This is a genomic window from Paenibacillus dauci (assembly GCF_000971985.1).
Taxonomy (GTDB): domain Bacteria; phylum Bacillota; class Bacilli; order Paenibacillales; family Paenibacillaceae; genus Saccharibacillus; species Saccharibacillus dauci.
The window spans coordinates 173,411-194,456 of the sequence record NZ_LAQQ01000005.1 but is presented as its reverse complement, the minus strand read 5'-3'; the positions used below and the strand labels follow the sequence as shown (position 1 = coordinate 194,456).

The 21,046-nt window shown below is 46.9% G+C and carries 20 protein-coding genes and 1 riboswitch; of the genes, 16 read left to right on the top strand and 4 right to left on the bottom strand.

All coding sequences use genetic code 11. From position 1 onward, the window contains the following. The first annotated feature begins 293 nt into the window (after nt 1-293). Together WH46_RS18630 and WH46_RS18625 are read left to right on the top strand one after the other, a co-directional pair. Complete coding sequence (locus WH46_RS18630) at nt 294-1,874, top strand: xylulokinase (RefSeq protein WP_046228114.1); 1,581 nt, start codon at nt 294-296, stop codon at nt 1,872-1,874. 23 nt (nt 1,875-1,897) lie between these two features. Continuing rightward, entirely contained in the window at nt 1,898-2,662 is a 765-nt protein-coding gene (locus WH46_RS18625) for a GolD/DthD family dehydrogenase (RefSeq protein WP_017813189.1), read from the top strand. 24 nt (nt 2,663-2,686) lie between these two features. On the opposite strand, the gene WH46_RS18620 is transcribed toward WH46_RS18625, so the two are convergent. The 3 genes from WH46_RS18620 to WH46_RS18610 all read right to left on the bottom strand — a co-directional run bounded on the left by WH46_RS18620 (nt 2,687) and on the right by WH46_RS18610 (nt 5,895). Then, entirely contained in the window at nt 2,687-3,403 is a 717-nt protein-coding gene (locus WH46_RS18620) for a GntR family transcriptional regulator (RefSeq protein WP_046227879.1), read from the bottom strand. Nucleotides 3,404-3,838: 435 nt separating this feature from the next. Continuing rightward, entirely contained in the window at nt 3,839-5,332 is a 1,494-nt protein-coding gene (locus tag WH46_RS18615) for a glycoside hydrolase family 30 protein (protein WP_046227878.1), read from the bottom strand. 221 nt (nt 5,333-5,553) lie between these two features. Next, nucleotides 5,554-5,895 carry a protein YmzB gene (locus WH46_RS18610; protein ID WP_046227877.1) on the bottom strand — a complete coding sequence of 114 codons (342 nt, stop codon included), beginning with the start codon at nt 5,893-5,895 and terminating at the stop codon, nt 5,554-5,556. 432 nt (nt 5,896-6,327) lie between these two features. Here WH46_RS18610 and WH46_RS18605 point away from each other — a divergent pair, with 432 nt between their 5' ends. The 3 genes from WH46_RS18605 (at nt 6,328) to WH46_RS18595 (ending at nt 9,742) form a co-directional block, all read left to right on the top strand. Then, the gene (locus tag WH46_RS18605; RefSeq protein WP_046227876.1) at nt 6,328-6,702 is read left to right on the top strand and encodes a hypothetical protein; all 375 of its coding nucleotides are present in this window, start codon (nt 6,328-6,330) and stop codon (nt 6,700-6,702) included. A 203-nt stretch (nt 6,703-6,905) separates the two neighbouring features. Next, nucleotides 6,906-7,673, top strand: a complete 768-nt coding sequence (locus WH46_RS18600; RefSeq protein WP_046227875.1) for a TIM barrel protein — start codon at nt 6,906-6,908, stop codon at nt 7,671-7,673. A gap of 322 nt (nt 7,674-7,995) precedes the next feature. Beyond that, nucleotides 7,996-8,095, top strand: a riboswitch (purine riboswitch). 180 nt (nt 8,096-8,275) lie between these two features. Next, complete coding sequence (locus tag WH46_RS18595) at nt 8,276-9,742, top strand: NAD(P)/FAD-dependent oxidoreductase (RefSeq protein ID WP_017813195.1); 1,467 nt, start codon at nt 8,276-8,278, stop codon at nt 9,740-9,742. Between the two features lie 365 nt (nt 9,743-10,107). Here WH46_RS18595 and WH46_RS18590 read toward each other — a convergent pair whose 3' ends face one another. Further along, on the bottom strand, nt 10,108-10,953 hold the full coding sequence (locus tag WH46_RS18590) for an alpha/beta hydrolase family protein (RefSeq protein ID WP_046227874.1): 846 nt from the start codon (nt 10,951-10,953) through the stop codon (nt 10,108-10,110). Nucleotides 10,954-11,220: 267 nt separating this feature from the next. Here WH46_RS18590 and pxpB point away from each other — a divergent pair, with 267 nt between their 5' ends. The 11 genes from pxpB to WH46_RS23910 all read left to right on the top strand — a co-directional run bounded on the left by pxpB (nt 11,221) and on the right by WH46_RS23910 (nt 20,956). Then, a complete protein-coding gene (gene pxpB, locus WH46_RS18585) occupies nt 11,221-11,979 on the top strand; it encodes a 5-oxoprolinase subunit PxpB (RefSeq protein ID WP_052714313.1) in 759 nt (252 codons plus the stop codon). Next, on the top strand, nt 11,976-12,983 hold the full coding sequence (locus WH46_RS18580; protein WP_046227873.1) for a 5-oxoprolinase subunit C family protein: 1,008 nt from the start codon (nt 11,976-11,978) through the stop codon (nt 12,981-12,983). The genes pxpB and WH46_RS18580 overlap by 4 nt, the downstream gene beginning before the upstream one ends. 19 nt (nt 12,984-13,002) lie before the next feature. After that, nucleotides 13,003-13,770: a LamB/YcsF family protein gene (locus WH46_RS18575; RefSeq protein WP_046227872.1), complete on the top strand. Its 768-nt coding sequence runs from the start codon at nt 13,003-13,005 to the stop codon at nt 13,768-13,770. A gap of 18 nt (nt 13,771-13,788) precedes the next feature. Next, a complete protein-coding gene (locus WH46_RS18570) occupies nt 13,789-14,652 on the top strand; it encodes a DMT family transporter (RefSeq protein WP_046227871.1) in 864 nt (287 codons plus the stop codon). 200 nt (nt 14,653-14,852) lie between these two features. Continuing rightward, a complete protein-coding gene (locus WH46_RS18565) occupies nt 14,853-15,830 on the top strand; it encodes a TRM11 family SAM-dependent methyltransferase (protein WP_046228112.1) in 978 nt (325 codons plus the stop codon). Between the two features lie 217 nt (nt 15,831-16,047). Then, nucleotides 16,048-17,742: a M3 family oligoendopeptidase gene (locus WH46_RS18560; RefSeq protein WP_017813202.1), complete on the top strand. Its 1,695-nt coding sequence runs from the start codon at nt 16,048-16,050 to the stop codon at nt 17,740-17,742. A gap of 365 nt (nt 17,743-18,107) precedes the next feature. Next, the gene (yqeK, locus tag WH46_RS23915; RefSeq protein ID WP_082208456.1) at nt 18,108-19,313 is read left to right on the top strand and encodes a bis(5'-nucleosyl)-tetraphosphatase (symmetrical) YqeK; all 1,206 of its coding nucleotides are present in this window, start codon (nt 18,108-18,110) and stop codon (nt 19,311-19,313) included. After that, a complete protein-coding gene (locus WH46_RS18545) occupies nt 19,303-19,851 on the top strand; it encodes a GNAT family N-acetyltransferase (protein WP_046227870.1) in 549 nt (182 codons plus the stop codon). Before yqeK ends, WH46_RS18545 begins: the two co-directional genes overlap by 11 nt. Before the next feature lie 51 nt (nt 19,852-19,902). Then, the gene (locus tag WH46_RS18540) at nt 19,903-20,097 is read left to right on the top strand and encodes an NUDIX domain-containing protein (protein WP_046227869.1); all 195 of its coding nucleotides are present in this window, start codon (nt 19,903-19,905) and stop codon (nt 20,095-20,097) included. A gap of 30 nt (nt 20,098-20,127) precedes the next feature. Continuing rightward, a complete protein-coding gene (locus tag WH46_RS24445) occupies nt 20,128-20,460 on the top strand; it encodes an NUDIX hydrolase (RefSeq protein WP_046227868.1) in 333 nt (110 codons plus the stop codon). 19 nt (nt 20,461-20,479) lie between these two features. Beyond that, the gene (locus WH46_RS23910) at nt 20,480-20,956 is read left to right on the top strand and encodes a VanZ family protein (RefSeq protein ID WP_231584381.1); all 477 of its coding nucleotides are present in this window, start codon (nt 20,480-20,482) and stop codon (nt 20,954-20,956) included. The last annotated feature ends 90 nt before the right edge of the window (nt 20,957-21,046 follow it).

Here is a 21,046-nt window from a genome sequence, read left to right as displayed (position 1 = left end):
ATCTTTATCTGATGTGGCTTACTATAAACCCTGGAATTATAAAATTCAAGAAATAATTAAGGGTTATCTGCTATTTTCTTTATTTATGAGGATGATTGGTGAAGACAATATCATCAGGAAGATACTAAAACCTTTACTCTGTATGAAAGCGCTTGACAAAAGGTAATTATCTTTATATATTCGAAGCAATATAGAGTGGTATCAAGGCAGCGGCAGATCAAAAGTGAGTTTTTTGTTTGGCACAGATATATCAGTATATGATAATCAAAATTGACCTGTGGAAGGTGACAGCCATGCCGAATATTATAGCTTATGATCTGGGTACCGGAGGGGTCAAAGCTTCGTTGTATAACGAAAGGCTGCAGACGATTGCGCGGTCATTTGTGGAATACGAGACTTTTTATCCGCATCCGGGTTGGCATGAACAGCGGCCCGATGACTGGTGGAGCGGGATTCGTGAGACAACCCGGCAGCTGCTGACAGTATCAGGGGTAGATGCAGCAACGATTGACTGTATTAGTCTATCGGGACATAGTCTGGTGAGTGTTCCGGTCAGCAGACAGGATGGGTGTCTGCAGGAATATGTACCGATCTGGTCAGACCGGCGTGCGGAGGAAGAAGCAGAGCATTTTTTCCGGCTTGTCGATGAGCAGGAATGGTATATGAAGACCGGCAATGGGTTTCCGGCAGGTTGTTATCCATTGTTCAAATTAATGTGGCTGAACAAGAACGAGCCGGACCTATTTGCCCGTATCGATAAAGTGCTTGGTTCCAAAGATTATATCAATTACCGGCTGACCGGACAGATGGCTACAGATCACTCTTATGCTTCGGGGACGGGAGCTTACGACTTGCACAGTGGACAACTGGTAGAGGAACTTCTGCAAGCGGCGGGGTTATCTGGTGATTTATTTCCGGAGATTGTTCCTTCGCATCAGATGATCGGACAGGTAACTGTAGAAGCAGCAGCATATACGGGACTAAAAGCAGGTACACCGGTCGCCTGCGGAGGGGTGGACAATGCCTGCATGGCACTCGGCGCAGTGGGCGCAAAAGAAGGACAGGTATATATGTCACTTGGGTCATCCAGCTGGATTCCGGTCAATTCCAGCCAACCGGTACTGGATGCAGATACACGACCTTACGTATTTGCTCATATTGCTGAGGGCATGTATACCAGTGCTTATTCCATTTTTGCAGGTGGCAGCTCGCTGCGCTGGGTGAGGGATACCTTATGTACAGAACTGAAGGATCAGGTAGGTGCCTATGAGCAGATGAATCAGTGGGCGGCGGATGTGCCGGTCGGCGCCAACGGTATTATTTTCAATCCCAGTCTGGCGGGTGGCAGTTCCCAGGATCATAGTGTGCATATCCGTGGAGGGTATACAGGATTGCATCTCGGAACGACGCGTGCCGATCTGATCCGAGCTGCCATGGAAGGAATTGCGATGAATCTACGACTGTCACTGGATCTTCTGCAGCAGCATACCCGGGTAGCCCACCGTATGCTGATCTGCGGCGGAGGCAGCAAAAGCCCGCTGTGGATGCAGATGTTTGCCGATATTTTTGATATGGATATGATCAAGACTAATATTGATCAGGATGCGGCTTCGCTCGGAGCTGCCGCAATCGCTGCCCGGACAGCAGGCTGGTGGACGGATTACAGTGTTATAGAGACGCTTCATACTGTGGAAAATACATTTGCCCCAGACCCTCTTCGCCGTGAGCAGTATCGCCAGCTATTGCCGGTATTTCGGCATGTGAACCAAATTGCTGCAGAGCTGGGAGATTATATGCATCGACATCCTATTTCACTGGAAAACGATACAAACCACAGCACCGAATATTCGACCCGTCAATCATACCCAAAGTGAATCATTCAAAGGAGTGAACGGATATGAAGGATAATCTGTACGATACAACGTTCCGTCTGGATGGGAAAACCGCTATCATCACAGGAGCGGCATCCGGAATCGGTCTGGCAACTGCACAGTTATTTGCCGAAAAAGGAGCTGCTGTGGCACTGCTGGATCTTCATCTGGACCAGGCACAGCGAGCGGCGGAAGGACTGGAGTACGGCGCAGCTTTTGAAGTCAATGTAGCAGACAGTGAATCGGTACGCAAAGCAATAGCCCAGGTCAAAGAGAAATTCGGCAGTATGGATATTCTCGTGAACAGTGCAGGGATCGGACCGGTAGAATGGGCAGAAGATTATCCCGAAGCTGAGTGGCACCGGACAATGGAAGTGAATATGAATGGAATGTTCTTTATGTCCCAGCAGGTCGGGAGGGAGATGATTGCAGCGCAGCAGGGTGGCAAAATTATCAGCCTTGCTTCGCAGGCAGGAATTGTGGCTATTGATCGACATGTCGCCTACAGCGCGAGCAAGGCTGCGGTCATTTCCATTACCCGATCCCTTGCCCATGAATGGGGCAAGCATAATATTCAGGTCAATGCGATTTCACCAACAGCCACGTATACACCACTGATTGCCGGTTACTGGGAAGGCGAAATCAAGGAGGAAGCGATTCGTAATACGCCTGCCGGGCGATTTGCCGAACCCGGAGAAATCGCTGCAGCTGCATTGTTCCTCGCCAGCGGCTCCGCGAATATGATCAATGGGGCGAATCTGGTAGTGGATGGAGGTTATACGATTCATTAATATAATCGGGCGGATGAGAGAGGTTTAAGCTCTGCCTTCCAGATAGACGCTATACTCGTATTTGTCGGCGACCAGCTTGATAATGCTGTATTCGAATGGACCCTGCTCGATATGGCTGATCCGTTTGCTGCATAGCAGTGGAGAACCGAGCGGAATCTGTAGAATTTGGGATTCGGTAAAATCAGCTGCTACAGCGGACAGGCGCTCCCATGCATGCAGCAGAATAATATGATACGTCTGTTCCAGGAACGTATACAGACTGTTAAATCGGTTCACATGCTGTTCCAGACCAGGCACATAATTGGCACGCAGATAATTATTCATCAAGGCAATCGGTCGATCATCGGCATATTGTACCCGCTGAACCAGATATACCTTGCTGCCAGGGGGGAGCATAAGCGCATCAGCTACATGCTCCGGTGGCGTAATCCATTCGATCGACATTCCGCGTGTGGTCACTTTATAACCTTTGGAAGTCAGTGTCTCGGTAATGGAAGTCAGATGGTTCAGCCGCTGGGTCGTGGAGGTATCGAGAATCTCGGTACCTTTTCCCTGTGTCTTTTTCAGGAAGCCTTCGTTGCCCAGTAGTTCGACAGCTTTGCGGATCGTAGTTCGGCTGACCGAGAAGCGCTGCTCCAGTTCCGATTCAGTCGGCAAAAGCGTGCCGGGTGCATAATGTCCTTCTTTAATATCTTGTTTGAGCTGGGTATATACTTTGCGATAAGCCGGAATATCATTCATGGTAAGCTCCTCTAATCGTACTGGCATAGTCACAAAGCTGCCGTCAAAAATCCTACACGGCAGCTGTTGCTGTCTATAAGTGATCATGCCACAAAACACATACGGCTTCAACCAAAGATCATTATGTTTATGAATAGCTGTATAAATATAGTAAATGTCAAAAGGGTTCTATATATGGATAACAAAACAAATTTCAGCATTATTTTTAATTGTAACGATCTATAGGTATGATAATCCTTTTATGAATTACTGTTAAAGTTGCATAAGATGAGATAAATAGTAATAGGTAATAATACATCATAAAATAGCTCTATTCCGAAGCTTAACCACGATTCAATAGGTTACGCTGGGAATAGAGCTACTTTATATACTGAATTTAATTCTGTAGTTAAAATTAAAACCAAAGCATTTCCAAAATAGATGAGCGAATATGGATTACCATTTCAGACTGACTACTGATTTGCCAGGCACCGTATAATTCAAAGCCTGTCCGTTCCATTGGATTTTGGCTGTTTTTGCAGTGTTCTGGGAGTTATACAGCACGATGACTTTAGAGCCATCCGGATTTTTGAAAGCGACACTCTGCATATCGGCGAACGTATTGGAATCGATTCGATATGCACCGGAGCTTACAAATTTGCTGAAATGTCCGAGCAGATAGTATTGCTTGGTATAGGTTACTTTGTCTTCCGGATTACTGGAGCTGTTGTCGGAGTTCTGCACGGTTACCATACCTTTGTTGGTATTGTTGTCTCCGATCACACTTGGGCCATCTTTTTGGTCCAGAGCTGCATTCCAGAGAATAATCGACTTGGACCAGTTGCGGGTCATGCCAATAAATTCATTGATCATATTATCGAATCCCTGGGTAGTTCCGTTGACCGGATCATTCCAAGTACCAAACCCGCCTTCGGTGAACCAGATATCCTTGTCCGGATGGGCGTTATGCATATTGGTCATGGCTGTAAAGTCGCCGCCATAATGATGGAAGGCACTGCCGGCGACATATTGCGATTTTCCATTATTTTTGAGTGCCTGGATAACCGTATTTGGGAAATTCCAGTTATCATAGTTATGGTCATACGTGATGATTTTGGTGTTCAGACCCGCTTTATTCAGAGCAGGTCCGAGATAATCGCCGATCATGCCAATCTGATCCTGTTCATTCATGAGCATGCCCGGATAACGTCCCGGCTCGAACAACGGTTCATTTTGCGGAGTAACCGCATAGATTGGAATACCCTGTGCCTGATAAGCCTGTATGAACTTGACGAAGTAATTGGCGTATACCGGATAATTCTCGGCTTTCAGCTTGCCGGTACCGTTTTTGTCATTGGTAGTGTACTTCATCCAGGCTGGAGCACTCCAGGGCGAAGCGATAAATTTGATATTCGGATTTTTGGCAAGAGCGGACTTGATCATGGGAATAATATAGGGTTGATCTCTGGAAATACTGAATTGATTCAATGCCGTATCACCGGCGGTATCGTCATACGTATACGTACTCCAGGCAAAATCACTCGCACCCATCGGCTGGCGCAGCATGCTCATATGAATACCCGATAGACCAAACAGATTATCCATGACCTCATTGCGCTTGGCGCTGCTGAGCTTGTAATTAAGCAGCCAGGCTGCAGAATCGGTCATCGATACGCCAAATCCATCCATTTGCTGATAGGTTTTGCCTTCATTTACGTTAAAGGTATAGTCAGCATTGTCCGAAGCTGTACTAAATGCACGATCACTTTGCCGGGTAAGTCTTGTATCTGTACGCAGGCCTACATTGGGTTCACTGTTTGGATCGGCTGTAGTGAGCCAGACTTGTGCTTTTTCGTTGGCAGCATAAGCGGAAGGGGCAAGAGAGACGAGCGGAGTTATTACAAGGGAGCTGAGCAGGGCGAACTGGATGCCCTTTTTGAACATGGACATAATACAACACCTCTCCTTCATTTATGTAAACGTTATCAATAATACAGGGAATAAAGTATCAATAGAGCAGTAGTTTTACAATACAATATGAAGGAGCAGGTAGAAATGCACCGGCGATACGTAGAAATGCCTACATCTACCCGAACAGGAGCTTTCCCAACATTCTGAACACATGCACAAAAAACAGGCAGAGCTTATCGCCCTGCCTGTCCTGGTTTGCTTTATTTTGTACTTAATGTATAAACAGCACGCTCGGTGTTCAGTTGTACACGCGAATCGCTGATTTCATCAATACGCAGATCATGGGTAATGATCTCATAGGTATCACGAGGTACCTGTACTTCTTCGCCGTCGGCATTCTGGGTTACTCCTTCGCCGCGCAGCAGCAGAGCACTTTCCAGGTAATCGTCGATTTCATTGTCTTCATTTCTTTCGTCAATATCCGACAGGGTAAAATGGACAATATCGGTATCATCCAGCTCTTTTTTCTCAATAATAATTGTATTATCCTTTTGTTTGTTCAACCAATCCTTGAGGGTTTGAATATCATTCGTTTCTGTCATGGGTATCCATCCTTTACTGGTTTGTGAGTTGGTTTGATGAGTAATAAGCAGAAACAACTTCGCTTATAAACGATTTGGAGCATTTGTGAATAATAGAAAATCCATGAACCGGGATTTTCCGGCACGATGAGCTCTACCTTTAATAGGCAGGTATCTGTGCAGGGACATCTCTATAAATAATCAATTACCCTGCCTGACGAATTCATAATCGCTGCAGCATATGAAAATGCATGAACAGGCAAAATTGTGGGTCTTTTACCGCATTTACAGTAGGCAGAGGATCATCCATACTTTAGTTAGCTGTGCCGAGACTGGCTCTAAAAGCTCTTCTGTACAGTGTTATCATCCAACAACTTCATTTTCAAATACAAAAGCTCATACACATAGACAAGAGCGGGTCCGGAAGCACCGGACGGATAAGGAGGAGAATGAATGAATGATGGACACAACAGGCAAGTGCGTGAAATGAATTACCAGATCGTTGCGCTGCATATGATGCGGTGGAATCCGATGAATCTGCGGGAATGGTGTCTTCCTGACGAATACAGCATCGAAATCGAGCATATTATCAAAGTACTGCCACATGTTCACTCATCCGATGAACTCGGAGAACAACTGTACTGGATTATGCAAAAATATTTTGGTGTCTACGCAGACTGTACGGTGCAGGAATGTGCAAAAGTGGCAGTTGCTATCTATGCGGATATTCAGGAACATCAGCAGCGTCCACAGCCGATTGCGGCATTCCAATTTTATGACGATCAACTCATCTTTGGTACATACCCAAATCGATTATATAAAAAGTAAAATGAATAAGGATCAACGTAGTCGAATCGATGGGTTGCAGAGCCCGATTATTGATGATGATCCAAAAGGTGTGTAATACTTCATACCTCTACAGGCGTCAGCTGCTGAATACTTCCACATTTCACAGGAAGATATCCGGTTAGCAGACGCTTTTTTGGTGTATACATATTTTGGAATTTATTTTCTGGAATGAGGTGCATACCATGAGAATCTCTTATAACACAGAGACGCTTTTTGAAGGCAGGGATATTCTGGATGTGATGCAGGTATTACATGCTCATGATCTAAATATTATTGAATTCTGGTCATGGGAAGACAAAGATTTGCAAGCGATTAACCGGTTGCGTCAGGAGCTGGGGATGGAAGTGGCTTCGATCGTCGTCAAGCTGGCTACCATGCTGGAACCGGATAAACGTGAAGACGCGGTAGAGAGTATTCGCCGCTCTGCCGAAGCAGCATGTTCCTTGAATTGTTCACGAATGGTTCATACGGTTGGCTTTGTCAAAGAAGGCATGAGCCGGGAGGAGATGCAGCAGAGCCTGATCGATGGGCTCCAAGCCGCTATTCCGGCGCTGGAGGAATTTGGCGTCACTACATGTATTGAGCCGCTCAATACGATAACAGACAAAGAGCTTAGTGGTTATTATCTTAATACCTCTCAGGAGGCATTCGATATTGTAACGGAAGTAAATCATCCGCTGGTCAAAGTCTGCTACGATATGTACCATGTGCAGGTGATGGAAGGCAATGTACTGCCGCGCCTGCAAAATAATATTCGTCATGTCGGCCATATTCAGGGTGCAGGAGCACCGGGACGTCATGAGCTATTTATTAGCGAGCTGAATTATGATTATGTATTCGACGCAATCAAGCAGATGGATTATGACGGTTATGTAGGTATTGAGTATTTTCCGATTCATGATCCGATCGATGATCTAGTTCGAATCAAGGAGAAATTTCATACCGGTTAAAGATGGATAGGGCATAGATCATGATTGGATTTGTGCGTGGAGGATGTTATACAACCTTTTCTAAATCGATTAGATTAAAACATTATTCGTTTTATTCTATATTACTTTAAAAAAATGATTTCGCAGGAGTGTGGGGGGAATGTTCGTATAAATTCCTTTAAAAAGAAAATAAATCTCTTTTAGTTGCTTTGTCATGCATAAAATACGAACAATAAATAAAATAACCACTTGACCATACGTGTATTTTTCGGTAATATACCACTGTAGACCAGCGAAACTGCTTGGTAATACAGTAGTTTTTACTTTATAAACGTACATTAAAAGTTGAATTATATTTATTATTCGTATATCCCCGGAAATAAGGTTTGGGGGTCTCTACAAGGAACCGCAAATTCCTGGCTACGAATAGGATGCTTTGGCATACCTGTTCGCAAGCCGGGGATTTTTTTGTGCGTTTAAGACAGCCGGATCTGGATGAACATACTGGACATGTAATACAAAGACATATTTTACTTATTAATCAATCTGCAAGGATCAAGCCGTATAATCCATGGAACAGACTTGGCGTGGATGATCCGATAACAGCTCATCAGGAGGATATTATGACGACAACATATGATTGTATCGTAGTAGGTGCAGGACCCGCAGGAATCTTTGCTTGTTATGAACTGACACGGATTGCCCCGGACTGGAAAGTCCTTTTGATTGATAAAGGTCATGATATTTATCGCCGTAACTGTCCGATTATGCAGGAGAAAATCCAGTTTTGTCCTCCGCCGGCAGGTAAAAAGGATTTTGCCGGATGTCTCCCCGCTTGTTCGGTAACTGCCGGGTTTGGAGGAGCAGGAGCGTACAGCGATGGCAAATTTAATATCACGACAGAGTTTGGTGGCTGGTTGACTGATTATCTCTCCCCATCCAAAGTGGAAGATCTGATCCGGTATGTAGATTCTATTAATCTGGAGCATGGTGCCACCGAATCGATCACCGACCCGACGACAGACGTTATCCGTGATATTGAACAGCGTGGTTACGCTTCGGGATTGAAGCTGCTGCGTGCACAGGTACGTCATCTTGGTACCGAGCAGAATCTGGAGATTCTGAAGTCTATTTATGAATATCTGAATACACGTATTGATATGGTCTACAAAGCGGAAGTGGAGGATATTCTGACAATCAAGGAAGAAGGCAAGCACCGGATCACCGGTATTGTCACCAAAAAAGGCGAGACCTACGAATCAGCCAATGTGATGATCGCTCCGGGACGTGACGGTTCTGCATGGCTCACCGAAATTCTCAAAAAGCGCCGCCTGAAAATGTACAATAACCAGGTGGACGTAGGAGTACGGGTGGAAACCTCGGATGTGGTGATGCAGGAGATTAACAAGCATTTGTATGAAGGTAAATTTATCTATAACACCTCGGTCGGTACACGGGTGCGGACATTCTGCAGCAATCCATCCGGTCATGTAGTTGTCGAAAATCATAGCGGGGTTATGGCAGCCAATGGTCATTCTTTCAAAGATCCAGCCCTCGGTTCCCGCAATACCAACTTTGCCCTGCTCGTATCACACAAATTTACTGAACCGTTCGATAAGCCCAATGAATATGCCCGTGAGATCTGCCGTCGTGCGAATGATTTGTCCAGTGGAGGTGTCATCGTGCAGAAGTTCGGCGATATTCTGCGTGGACGTCGCTCTACAGCAGATCGTATCAAGGAAGGATTCCTCGAACCAACGCTGAAGGAAGCTGTACCGGGTGATCTGGGGCTGGTGCTTCCCTATAATACAATGAAAAGTCTGATCGAAATGGTACAGGCGCTGGAAGGAGTAACACCGGGTATTGCCTCGGAACATACTCTTTTCTATGGAGTGGAAGCCAAATTCTATTCTGCACGTCCCAAGCTGGATGAGAATCTGGAGACCGAGATCGATGGACTGTACTGCGGCGGAGATGGTGCAGGGGTAACACGCGGACTGGCTCAAGCGGGAGCCGCTGGTGTCTGGATCGCCCGCAGCATGTTCACCAAGACAGGTAGCAGCAGCCGGGTACCGGCAACTGTAGTTTGAATATAGCAGTGAATACTGTAAACGCAGTACGCTAGGTTGCTATGATAGGAGCTGCAAATTAACTGGTACTGATTTGGATTGCAATGTAGTAAGCTCTACTATTGTAAATGAACTGGAAATCCTAACAAGAAAATCAAATATGAAAAAGCTGCCGTAGGCGTTCCGGCAGCTTTTTTGTATATCCAAATTATACGATTATGGAAGTAGTATACATGGCAGCAGAATATTCAGATGAAAACAACTTACAGGTGGAAATGAAGTGATAATACATCATGGGCAAGGGCATACAGGGCAATGTACAATCTCTGAAAGTATATTATCGAGTATGATCCTGTAGTCAAGCTTGCTGCTTGGTCTATCTACTCTCACTTCTGCTGTATCCAGTCGAACATCGCTGTTATTGCCTGTTTGTGCACATCTTCCGGCATATGATGACCGTAATCTTCGTAAATTTGTACATCGTACTCTTTATCCAGTTCCTGCAGCCGCTGAATCATATTCTCGGCATGGCTGTAGTCTACCTGCAGATCCTGCCGTCCATGAATAACTAACACCGGACAGTGAATCTGCTCTGCCAGAGCAACCGGTGAGCGCGCTTCGTATCGCTCGGGATATTTGCCGGTTGATCCCCCAATTACCCGCTTGAGCATCCTACGCAGATCGATTCGTTCCTCATAGGTGCGGGCAAGATCGGATACGCCGCCCCATAGAATCAGCCGGCTCAAAGGCGGTTCGGTGGATCGTACCGCTGCCTGGGCTGCATTGACCGATCCGCGGGAGAATCCCATGATCGATATCCGCTGCTCATCCACAAAGGGAAGCTGATTCAGCCAGCGAATACCGGACAGTACATCCTCTACATCGCCTCCGCCAAACTCATCACGCCCTTCGCCGCCTTCGGCTCCGCGGTAACAGGGAGCGAATACAATATGACCATGCTGGGCAAACCGCTCCAGCCAATCCATCCGAACACTGCCTACCCGGCCAATACCACCCCGACAGTAGACAAATACCGGATATTGTCCCTCTACGATCGGTTTAGTCGCAGGATGCAAAGGACACGCAATTGGTAGGACCTCCAGAGTGGAAGTCTTGTAAAAAGAATTTAGCCAATCGGTGAGTTGTTCAGTAGAGGCTATTACGCCATAAGGCAGCGCCAAATAACCTTTTACCTGATAATTGTCAGACATATAACTGATTTGATAGATCATGGATTTGCACCACCTTGAAGAATAATTTGATTATAGTTGAAGTTATTTATTATTTTGGAACTAAAGATGTTTAAGATATTCTTGCATAAGACTAATACAGAAAGATATGACCATGTCATTAAGCTTTATCAGGAACTTGTATATAGGATGGATAACGGAGTCTCTGATCTCCATATATCTGCGACTTGCTCGACAGGCTGGATACTAATCGATAAAATGTCTTATAAAGTGTACCATATTCAGCTTCGGACGGAAGGGATGAGTGCGATGGAATGGACGATACACCCGCTCGGTGATTCAGCTGTACTAATCGAATTCGGTCAGGAGATTCACGGCGATATACTTGGCAGAATTCAGACTGCTGCACATCAGATCGAACAGGACCCTTTTCCCGGCTGGATCGAATGCATTCCTTCTTATACAACGCTGGCAGTGTATTACGATCTGGCAGTTCTATCATTAATAAACCGTTCTGGCAATACTGGTATATATGAGACAGTCTGTCAGCTGATCGAACAGCGGCTGCTAATGGCATTGACACAGGAAAAGAAACAGCAGACCAGAGTAGTAGATATTCCGGTCTGCTATGGCGGTGAATATGGACCGGATCTGCAGCTGGTAGCAGATCGTAATGGATTGACCACGGATCAGGTAATTCAGATTCATGCGAGCGGCGATTATACGGTATATGCGATTGGATTTGCTCCCGGATTCCCATATATGGGCGGTATGTCTCCGCAGATTGCTGCACCACGCAAACAGACTCCAAGACTGACTATTCCTGCCGGATCGGTAGGTATTGCCGGTGAACAGACAGGTATTTATCCACTGGATACACCGGGCGGCTGGCAACTGATCGGCCGCGCACCTGTACGATTATTTGATCCGAAGCAAGCACCTCCTGCACTGCTGCAGAGTGGAAATAAGGTACGTTTCTTCCCAATTCCAGCAGAAGAGTATATTCGGTTAGGACAGCAGGCTTCTAACGTACGATCCCAAGCAGATGAGGAGGGAGGACGCCGATGAGTATTATCGTAGAGAAGCCGGGATTACTAACGACGATTCAGGATACGGGACGAACAGGATATGGCAAAGATGGAGTCAGTATAACAGGTGCGATGGATCGCCCGGCGCATATGATCGCCAACTGGCTCGTCGGTAATACCGGACAAGAACCGACACTGGAAATAACTTTATCGGGGTTTGCTGTGGAATTCACAGCCGATTGCTGGATTGCGGTAACCGGTGGACAGCTGACTCCGGTAGTGAATGGACAGCTACTGCCGATGTGGCGACCCGTATATGTACGCAAGGGAAGCCGTTTGTCTTTTAAAAAGGTAGAGTCCGGCTGTCGTGCCTATCTGGCAGTTGCTGGTGGATGGCAGGTTCCATCTGTTATGGGCAGCGCCAGTACTTATCTGCGGGCAGGAATTGGTGGCCAAAATGGCAGAGCACTGCGCGAAGGAGATATCTTATCTACCTCATCAGGACAGTTGATGCCGCCGAAATTATCCATTGAGCCGGACCGTATGATTTCTCTGCATACGGTGTCCTGGCAGGTAAGTTCGCTGTTACTGCCGTCACAGACAGGCAAGCCGGTCATCCGGATTATTCCCGGTCGGGAGTGGGGAGATTTCTCGACTGCAAGTCAGCAATCTCTGCTCGAAGAGAATTACAGGGTCACACCGCAATCGGACCGTATGGGGTACCGATTGTCCGGCAGCGTACTTGAACTAAAATCTGCCCGGGACTATCTCTCGGAAGCTGTCGCTCACGGTACAATCCAGGTTCCGGCAGATGGGCAACCCATTATACTGATGGCGGACCGCCAGACACTGGGCGGTTATGCCAAAATAGCGCAGGTCATTTCGTTGGATCTTCCGGTCATGGCACAGCTTGCACCGGGCGATTATGTTCGTTTTGAGATGGTATCGATTGGGGAAGCCCAGCAATGGTATGGAACATGGGTACGAGAGTTACGCGTACTGCGGAGAATGATTGAGCAAAAGTTAAAAGATCTTCATTCATGATAAAACAGGAGGAGAGAACATGCGCCAGGTGGATTTGAATTGTGATATGGGCGAGAGTTACGGCGTGTATACTCTGGGAGCAGATGAACTCATGTATGGAAGTATTACCTCTGCCAATATTGCGTGTGGATTCCATGCCGGCGATCCTTCAGTAATGCGTTCAGCGGTACGTCAGGCGATAGCCCATGGTGTGAAAATCGGTGCCCATCCAGGTCTGCCTGACCGCATGGGATTTGGCCGTCGCAACATGGAGGTAAGTCCGGATGAAGTATACGATATGGTCACGTACCAGATAGGCGCGCTGCAGGCATTTGTCCACCAAGAGGGCAGTCAGCTGCATCATGTCAAACCACATGGTGCGCTCTACAATATGGCAGCGGTCTCCCCGGCACTCGCTGATGCGATTGCGCATGCCGTCTACGCTATAGATTCGCGGTTGATTCTGTATGGACTAGCTGGAAGCGAATTGATTGCAGCTGGTCAGCGGATAGGTATGCAGGTAGCGAATGAAGTATTTGCCGACCGGACCTATCAACCGGATGGTACACTTACGCTGCGTTCTGCTGATGGGGCACTGATCACCGATTCGCAGCTGGCTGTCAGGCAGGTACTGCAGATGGTTATGGAGCAGCAAGTGATGTCGGCTACAGGGACGATCGTTCCTATTGAGGCAGATACCATTTGTCTGCACGGTGATGGAGTTCATGCCGTAACCTTTGCCAGAGAACTGCGAGAGCAGCTGGAGCAGCACCATATTATTGTACAGGCGGTATCCGCCAATCTATAAATCGGAGACTACATCATAATGACATTACATAAAAGTGCCCTGATCCAGCTGATTCTGTCGATGGCTATTTTTGGCTCGGTCGGCTTTTTCTCGGGATTGTCAGGGCTGTCAGCCATAGAGCTGGTATTTATCCGGTGCGTCTGTGCCGTGATTCTGATCGGTTGTGTCTGGTGGTTCAGTGGCATGTATCGTACAGAAGTATGGGAGCGTCGGGAAGTGATAATGGTGCTGCTCTGCGGGGCTACGCTGCTGCTCAACTGGGTGTTTCTATTCAAGTCCTTTGAGCTGACTTCGGTAACGGTGGCGATCTCACTGTATCATCTGGCTCCGGTGATTGCCATGATTCTTGGCAGCATCATTTTTCGCGAGAAGATGACATGGCTGGGATTAGGAGCGATCCTGCTTTGTTTTGCCGGTACCTTGTTAATTGTAGGAGTTGGTCAAAGCAGCGGAGGATTTCAGCTAACTGGTGCGATTTACGCGATGATTGCTGCTTTTTTCTATGCGGCTACCATGCTGCTTGGCAAAAGTATTCGTACACTAAGTGTATATGCGACTACCTTTATTCAAATGCTGCTCAGTATGATTTTGCTACTGCCGTTCGTATCGTGGACTTCCTATACAGGGCTGGACGGAATGAACTGGACCTATTCCATTATTACCGGAGTTGTTCATACCGGTATCGTATATTTACTGTTTTATAACAGTGTACGTTATTTGCCAACCCGGATCATCTCGGCACTCGTGTTTGTCGATCCGGCCGTTGCGATTCTACTCGATGTGCTGCTGACCGGCTTTCGACCGAATGGATGGCAGTGGAGCGGAATTATGCTGATCTTTGCCGGAATGTACTATATTATAAGACCGCAGGCGAAGAACTGATCATAGAGACATTTTTGGATGGCGATAGGTATTGGATAATCGATCAGCAAATAAAGGATACAGCTGGTAATCATCCACAGACTCATTTGGACCAGACACCAACATAAGCCGGTCACCAACATAGACTAGACATCAATATAGACCTACAGGTCGGGAAAAGAGGAACATCGTTGTTACAACCGCAATCAAATACAGATTCTATGAGCTATTCCAATCGTGAATTTACTGGCGAGCCAACCTTTGGTGAGGAGCCGTCAGGTTATATATATACCTATGCCTGCCATGAAGATGAAGAGGAGCTTTGCACTTTGGAGCTCCGCTGTTTGCTGGAACAGCAACCCGAACCTCTTTATGTAGAGAGTAATAGGGCTATCCCCCCGGAGCGCAGCCCGTTTATTCATTATCGGCTGGACATCCAGTGCGAGGCAGCCAATCTGGAACAGCTGGAGCAGATCGTGAAGCAGCTGGATACGAATGATCAGACATTCAAGCTGATCTGTCTGGATGCAGCACAGACCTTTACCTATGAGGAGAAAAGGCAGCTGGAACGCCGAATCGGTATGCATATTGTCGGCAAAGCGCAGATGAAGCAGCCGCAGCAGCTGATCGGAATGGCATATGCAGGTGGTCGCTGGGTTGCCGGGTCTTGTTATTCCTCCGAACCCGTCTGGCTGCATCACAATGACAAGCCGCGTCATTATTCCACTGCTCTCAGTACCCGCGTCGCCCGGGCAGCGGTAAATATTGCGGTACCTGATCCGGCTGCTTCACTGATTGATCCATGCTGCGGCATCGGTACCGTATTAATCGAAGCTTTATCCATGGGCATTACAGTGACAGGATATGATCTTAATCCGCTGGCGGTGCAGGGAGCGAGAGAGAATCTGGCTTTTTATGATATGCCTGATATTGTCCGGCTGGCAGATCTGCGGGAGCTAAAGGGTCGTTATGACGCGCTGATACTCGATCTGCCGTATAATCTATGCTCGGTACTGAATGAACAGGAGCGTCTGGATATGCTGGTATCTGCTGCCCGACTGGCGGGAAGAGTGCTTATTATTTCTACCGAAGCCATTGATTCCTCTATTCGTGCAGCAGGTATGCAGATCCATGAAGTCTGTCATATTCGCAAAGGCCATTTCACACGTTATCTGTGGCTATGTGAATCTGCTGTATAGTTAATGGTGTGATAAAAAGCAATCTGTATACAAATGTCAGTAGAACAGGTTGCTCTGCAGCTTATGATCTCTCTCGATGCTTTTATACTCAGGATTCAGGCAGCCAATCACAATATTTATTCAACCATTGGATAAAAAATCTATTCATCTGTTGTGAAATTTAGTAACATAGACGTAGCCGGGGATTCCGAGACTATCGATAGAGAGGTGCACATTTATGAAATTTAGCGAATTTAAATATGAACGTCCGGATCTGGATGTTTTGAAAAAGGATTTTGATCAGTTGTTGGAGCAGTTTAATCAGGCATCCAGCTTTGAAGAGCAGGATCAGGCGATGGCACAGATCAACAAAATGTTCAACAGTTTCTCCACACAGGCACAGCTCGTCTCGGTACGTCATTCCATTAACACCAATGATGAGTTTTACAAGACTGAACAAGAGTATATGGATGAGATTGGACCGGTATTCCAGGAATACATAGACAGTTATTACAAAGCACTGGTGAATTCCAGCTTCCGCAGCGAACTGGAGACCAAATGGGGACATCAGCTGTTCGCTTCTGCCGAACTGACACTGAAAACATTCCATCCCGACATCATTGCAGATCTTCAGCAGGAAAATAAACTGACTACAGCATACAGTCAGCTGATTGCTTCTGCCAAAATCATGTTCGAAGGCGAAGAGCGTACGCTGACCCAGCTGACTCCATTCGAGCAGTCCAAAGATCGCGATATGCGTCAGCGTGCAGGCGAAGCGCGTTATGGATTTATGGCGGAGAACAGCGAAGAGCTGGATCGCATCTATGATGAACTGGTCAAAGTCCGTACGACGATTGCCCGCAAACTGGGATATAACAGCTTTACCGAGCTGGCGTATGCACGTATGGGACGTACCGATTATGGTCCCGAGCAGGTCGAAGCATTCCGCAAGCAAGTACAGGAGTATATCGTACCAGCAGCATCGCGCCTCAAAGATCGTCAGCGTGCCCGTCTCGGTGTAGATCGCCTGTCCTATTTTGACCAAAGTTACAGCTTCCCGACTGGCAACCCGACACCCAAGGGCGATGCCGACTTTATTATCAATAATGGTGCTAAAATGTACTCCGAGCTGTCTCCGGAAATTGATCAATTCTACAAATTCCTGCAGGATAATGAACTGATGGATCTGCTCAGCAAAAAAGGCAAGATGGGCGGAGGATACTGTACTTTCCTGAATGATTACCAGAGCCCGTTTATTTTTGCGAACTTTAACGGAACATCGGGCGATATTGATGTACTGACCCATGAAATGGGTCACGCGTTCCAGGTGTATCAGAGCCGTCACTTTGAAGTGCCGGAATATATCTGGCCGACTTATGAAGCCGCAGAGATTCATTCCATGAGCATGGAGTTCTTTACATGGCCGTGGATGGAACTGTTCTTCCAGGAAGATACCGACAAGTACAAATTCGATCATCTGTCCGGTGGACTGCTGTTTATTCCTTATGGCGTAGCAGTCGATGAGTTCCAGCATATGATTTATAACAATCCGGAACTGACTCCGGCCGAGCGTAAAGATGCTTGGAAAGCGGTCGAAGAGAAATACTTGCCATTCTGGGATCAGAGCGACAATCTCTATCTGCAAAGCGGTGGCTACTGGCAAAAGCAGGGTCATATCTATGAAGCGCCATTCTACTATATCGATTACACGCTGGCACAAATCTGTGCGTTCCAGTTCTGGAAGCGAATGAATGAAGATCAACCAGCTGCATGGGCCGACTATGTAAACCTGTGCCGTCAGGGCGGTAGCAAGTCCTTTACCGGGCTGGTAGAAGTAGCAGGACTGATCTCGCCTTTCGAGGATGGCTGTGTAGCATCTGTAATTGGTGATATCGAGAACTGGCTCAACAGCATCGACGATAGCAAACTGTAATTTAATGTACTTGGATGAATCGGGACAGATTCAGTTTTGGTTACCAACTGGTCTGACAGCAAGATTCACTTCACCAAGTACTGGTAAATAGGTAGTAGCAAGAGCCTGATTGTTCTGCTCTCTGTATCTCATCATATTTCATTTTTGATACTATATGATGTTACAAACAACCTGTCACTGAACCCGAAGATTCGGATAAGTTCGACGACAGGTTGTTTGCTGTGTAGACTGTTTATTGGGTATTGTTCTAATTCCCTCTCTTAAACTTGCAGATATGGTGGTCAGAGGCTATTTTAAACTTAGAGCTATCCAAAGCTGAGGAATAACTGGGTATATTATATAGAAGTATAGAGAGAAGGTGGACTATGGGCTACGAGAAGCAAGACGGTACACTTCAACAAATTCATATTCCCGCAGAGCTGGATATCTATTTCCCGCTTCCGGCAGAAGGGGAAAATCTGACAGAATATCTTGAACGATTTTTCTCGCATAATGAAGAGCCAGATACCTGGACACACTGTCGTAAAGTAGCAGAGCAGGCTGTGCAGCTGGCCGAGCATTATCAGCTGGATTCCCACATTGCTTGTCTGTGCGGCTGGCTGCATGATATATCCACTGTCATTCCGGATCAGCACAAGTTGGTGCTGGCTGCCCATTATGGTATTGCTATTTTACCGGAAGAACGGCAGGTTCCGCATTTGCTGCATCAGCAGCTGTCCAGCCGGATCGCCGAGATTGTATTTGGCCTGCATGCACCCGAATTGCACAGTGCAATCCGCTGCCATACTACACTCAAAGAAGATATGGAGCCGATGGATCAGCTGCTGTTTGTCGCAGACAAGCTGTCCTGGCAAGCAAGCGATGCCGCGCCTTATATTGATCGTATGAGGGAAGCGGTACACTATTCACTGGAAGAAGCCGTACAGGTGTATCTAGCGTACGTTTGGGGAGAGAAGAACCGTATCCCTGTACTGCATCCATGGCTGATTGCAGCCCGAATGACTGTACAAAGCCGTCAGTATCTGCGTACTCTTCCTGCATTATCCACCGATATTCACTGGGGGCCAGTTACAGCTCGCTTTCAGGTATGGAGTGATGTGGTAAGACTGGATTCAGCACTCATCAGCAATGTCTCTATTGTACCGATGGTTGGAGATCAATTTGTCATGATTCAGCTGACAGACGGACGCTGGGAACTGCCGGGAGGAACGCTGGAAAAAGATGAGCCTTATCTGGATGCGCTGCAGCGTGAAGTAGAAGAGGAAATGGGCGGAACTCTGCTGGATTACCGTGTATTTGGATATTTTGATTGCCGATCTTCTGCAGAGCATCCTTATCGTCCATATATTTCACATCCACGTTTTATTCGTCTTGCCGGATATGGTCAGGTAAAGTTGGGTGGCGCACCGCTCAATCCACCAGATGGAGAGCAGGTCGCCCGAGTCGATGTGGTCGAAATTGAAGAAGCTGTCGATCGTTTCCAGCGTAGTGGACGCAGCGATCTGGCTGACTTTTACCGAATGGGATATTACTGCTGGCATCAGCAAAGCGGAGTCCCGGATGAACGATGATACCAGAGATAACAAAGCTTCGATTCGTCAGGCACGTCAGGATGACGCAGCCGGAATTGCCAATGTACATGTCCGCAGCTGGCAGACCACATATGCGGGTATCATGGCGCCATTATTTCTGCGTAACCTGTCTATAACGCAGCGGCAGGAAGCCTGGGCAGCCAACCTCAATGCAGCTGAAGAAGATCGTTATGTACTCGTGCTGGAGCAGGAAGAGACTATTGTCGGATTTGTGAGCGCGGGAGCGAGTCGGCAGACAGTGAATCATCCCCGGTACGATGCCGAGTTCTATGCCTTGTATTTACTGCAATCTGCACAGGGACAAGGTTATGGCCGTGAGCTGCTTCGGCGAATGGCGGCCTGTTTACAAAGGGATGGCTATCAGTCGGCTATGGTCGAAGCGTTAAAAGAAAATCCGGCAATTCAATTCTATCGTCATCTAGGAGCAGAGCCACTGGCCGAGCGAACGATCAAAGTAGGCGGTACATTGCATAAGGAAGTGACACTGGGCTGGCAGGATCTGAGCATGCTGGTCTAATGGATGGTCAAGGCCAGCATAACAGTGAACTGGATTGGGAGGGGATGCACCGTGGGAATACGAACTACCTGTCTGTGTCTGATCCAGCGGGATGGATATTACTTGCTTCAGGAAACTCAGCTGGCAAGCAGTGGACGAATCATGTACCGTCCTGTAGGAGGAACGATGGAGCCGGGAGAGTCCAGCCTTCAGACCGTGATTCGGGAAGTAAGAGAAGAGATCGGAGCTGATCTGATAGATCCATAGCTCCTTTATATTATTGAAAATCATTACGAAGTGCCGATTCATGAAGCTGCCGAGCAGAGTCATGAGGCAGCTGGGGATAATGATATCAGAGTAGCCTCTGGAGATAATTCTATCAAAGCAAATGAATTATGTTTTATCTATACCGCTGAAATGGCAGATGAGTCACTCTATGAGCAATCCCGGATTATCGGAACCGAAGGAGAGCAGACCTACACTGCTGTCTGGAAATCTCTTCAGGAGATCCAGAACATGGCATCTGCCTTTTTGGTGCCATCGAATCTATTGGAATTGCTGCTTGCAGAACAAGAGGGCAAGCCATATATTTCCCCACTGCATCATAGGATTCGGTACACAGAGCAGTAAGACGAGAAAGGATAGTATATTGAGAACAAAACAAGATTACGTCGAACCAAAAAGAAAATGGCTTTCCGAGGGTATACCTGTCTTTTGGAAAATAGTGCTGCTGACCGGTTATACTCTGCTGCTGCTGTACTGGATGTTTTTCGGATTTGGACGCAGCTATCATCCGGAAGCGCCTTATCGGTATAACTGGGTTCCTTTTCAAACTATTATCGATTTTGCATTATTAAAAGTAGGCAGTCCGCTGGATATGCTGATTAACCTGCTCGGCAATATAGGCGTATTCATGCCTTTTGGATTGCTGATTCCATGGATTTGGCCTGTCGAGGTTCGGCATTTTCTTATAGGATTTGTATGCTGTATTTTTGTAGTGGAAGTGATTCAGATGCTGTCCCGGCGGGGCACATTTGATGTAGATGATATTTGGCTCAATACGCTGGGTGCATGGATCGGTTATATGCTGTGGCGTGGGATTCAGCGGATTCGTTATCGCAGATAGCTGCCGGACTATGGCAATAATAAGACCCCTATTTTTCTCATAGCTGCCTAGGCGAAGAGAAAAATAGGGGTTTACCATTTTATAGATATG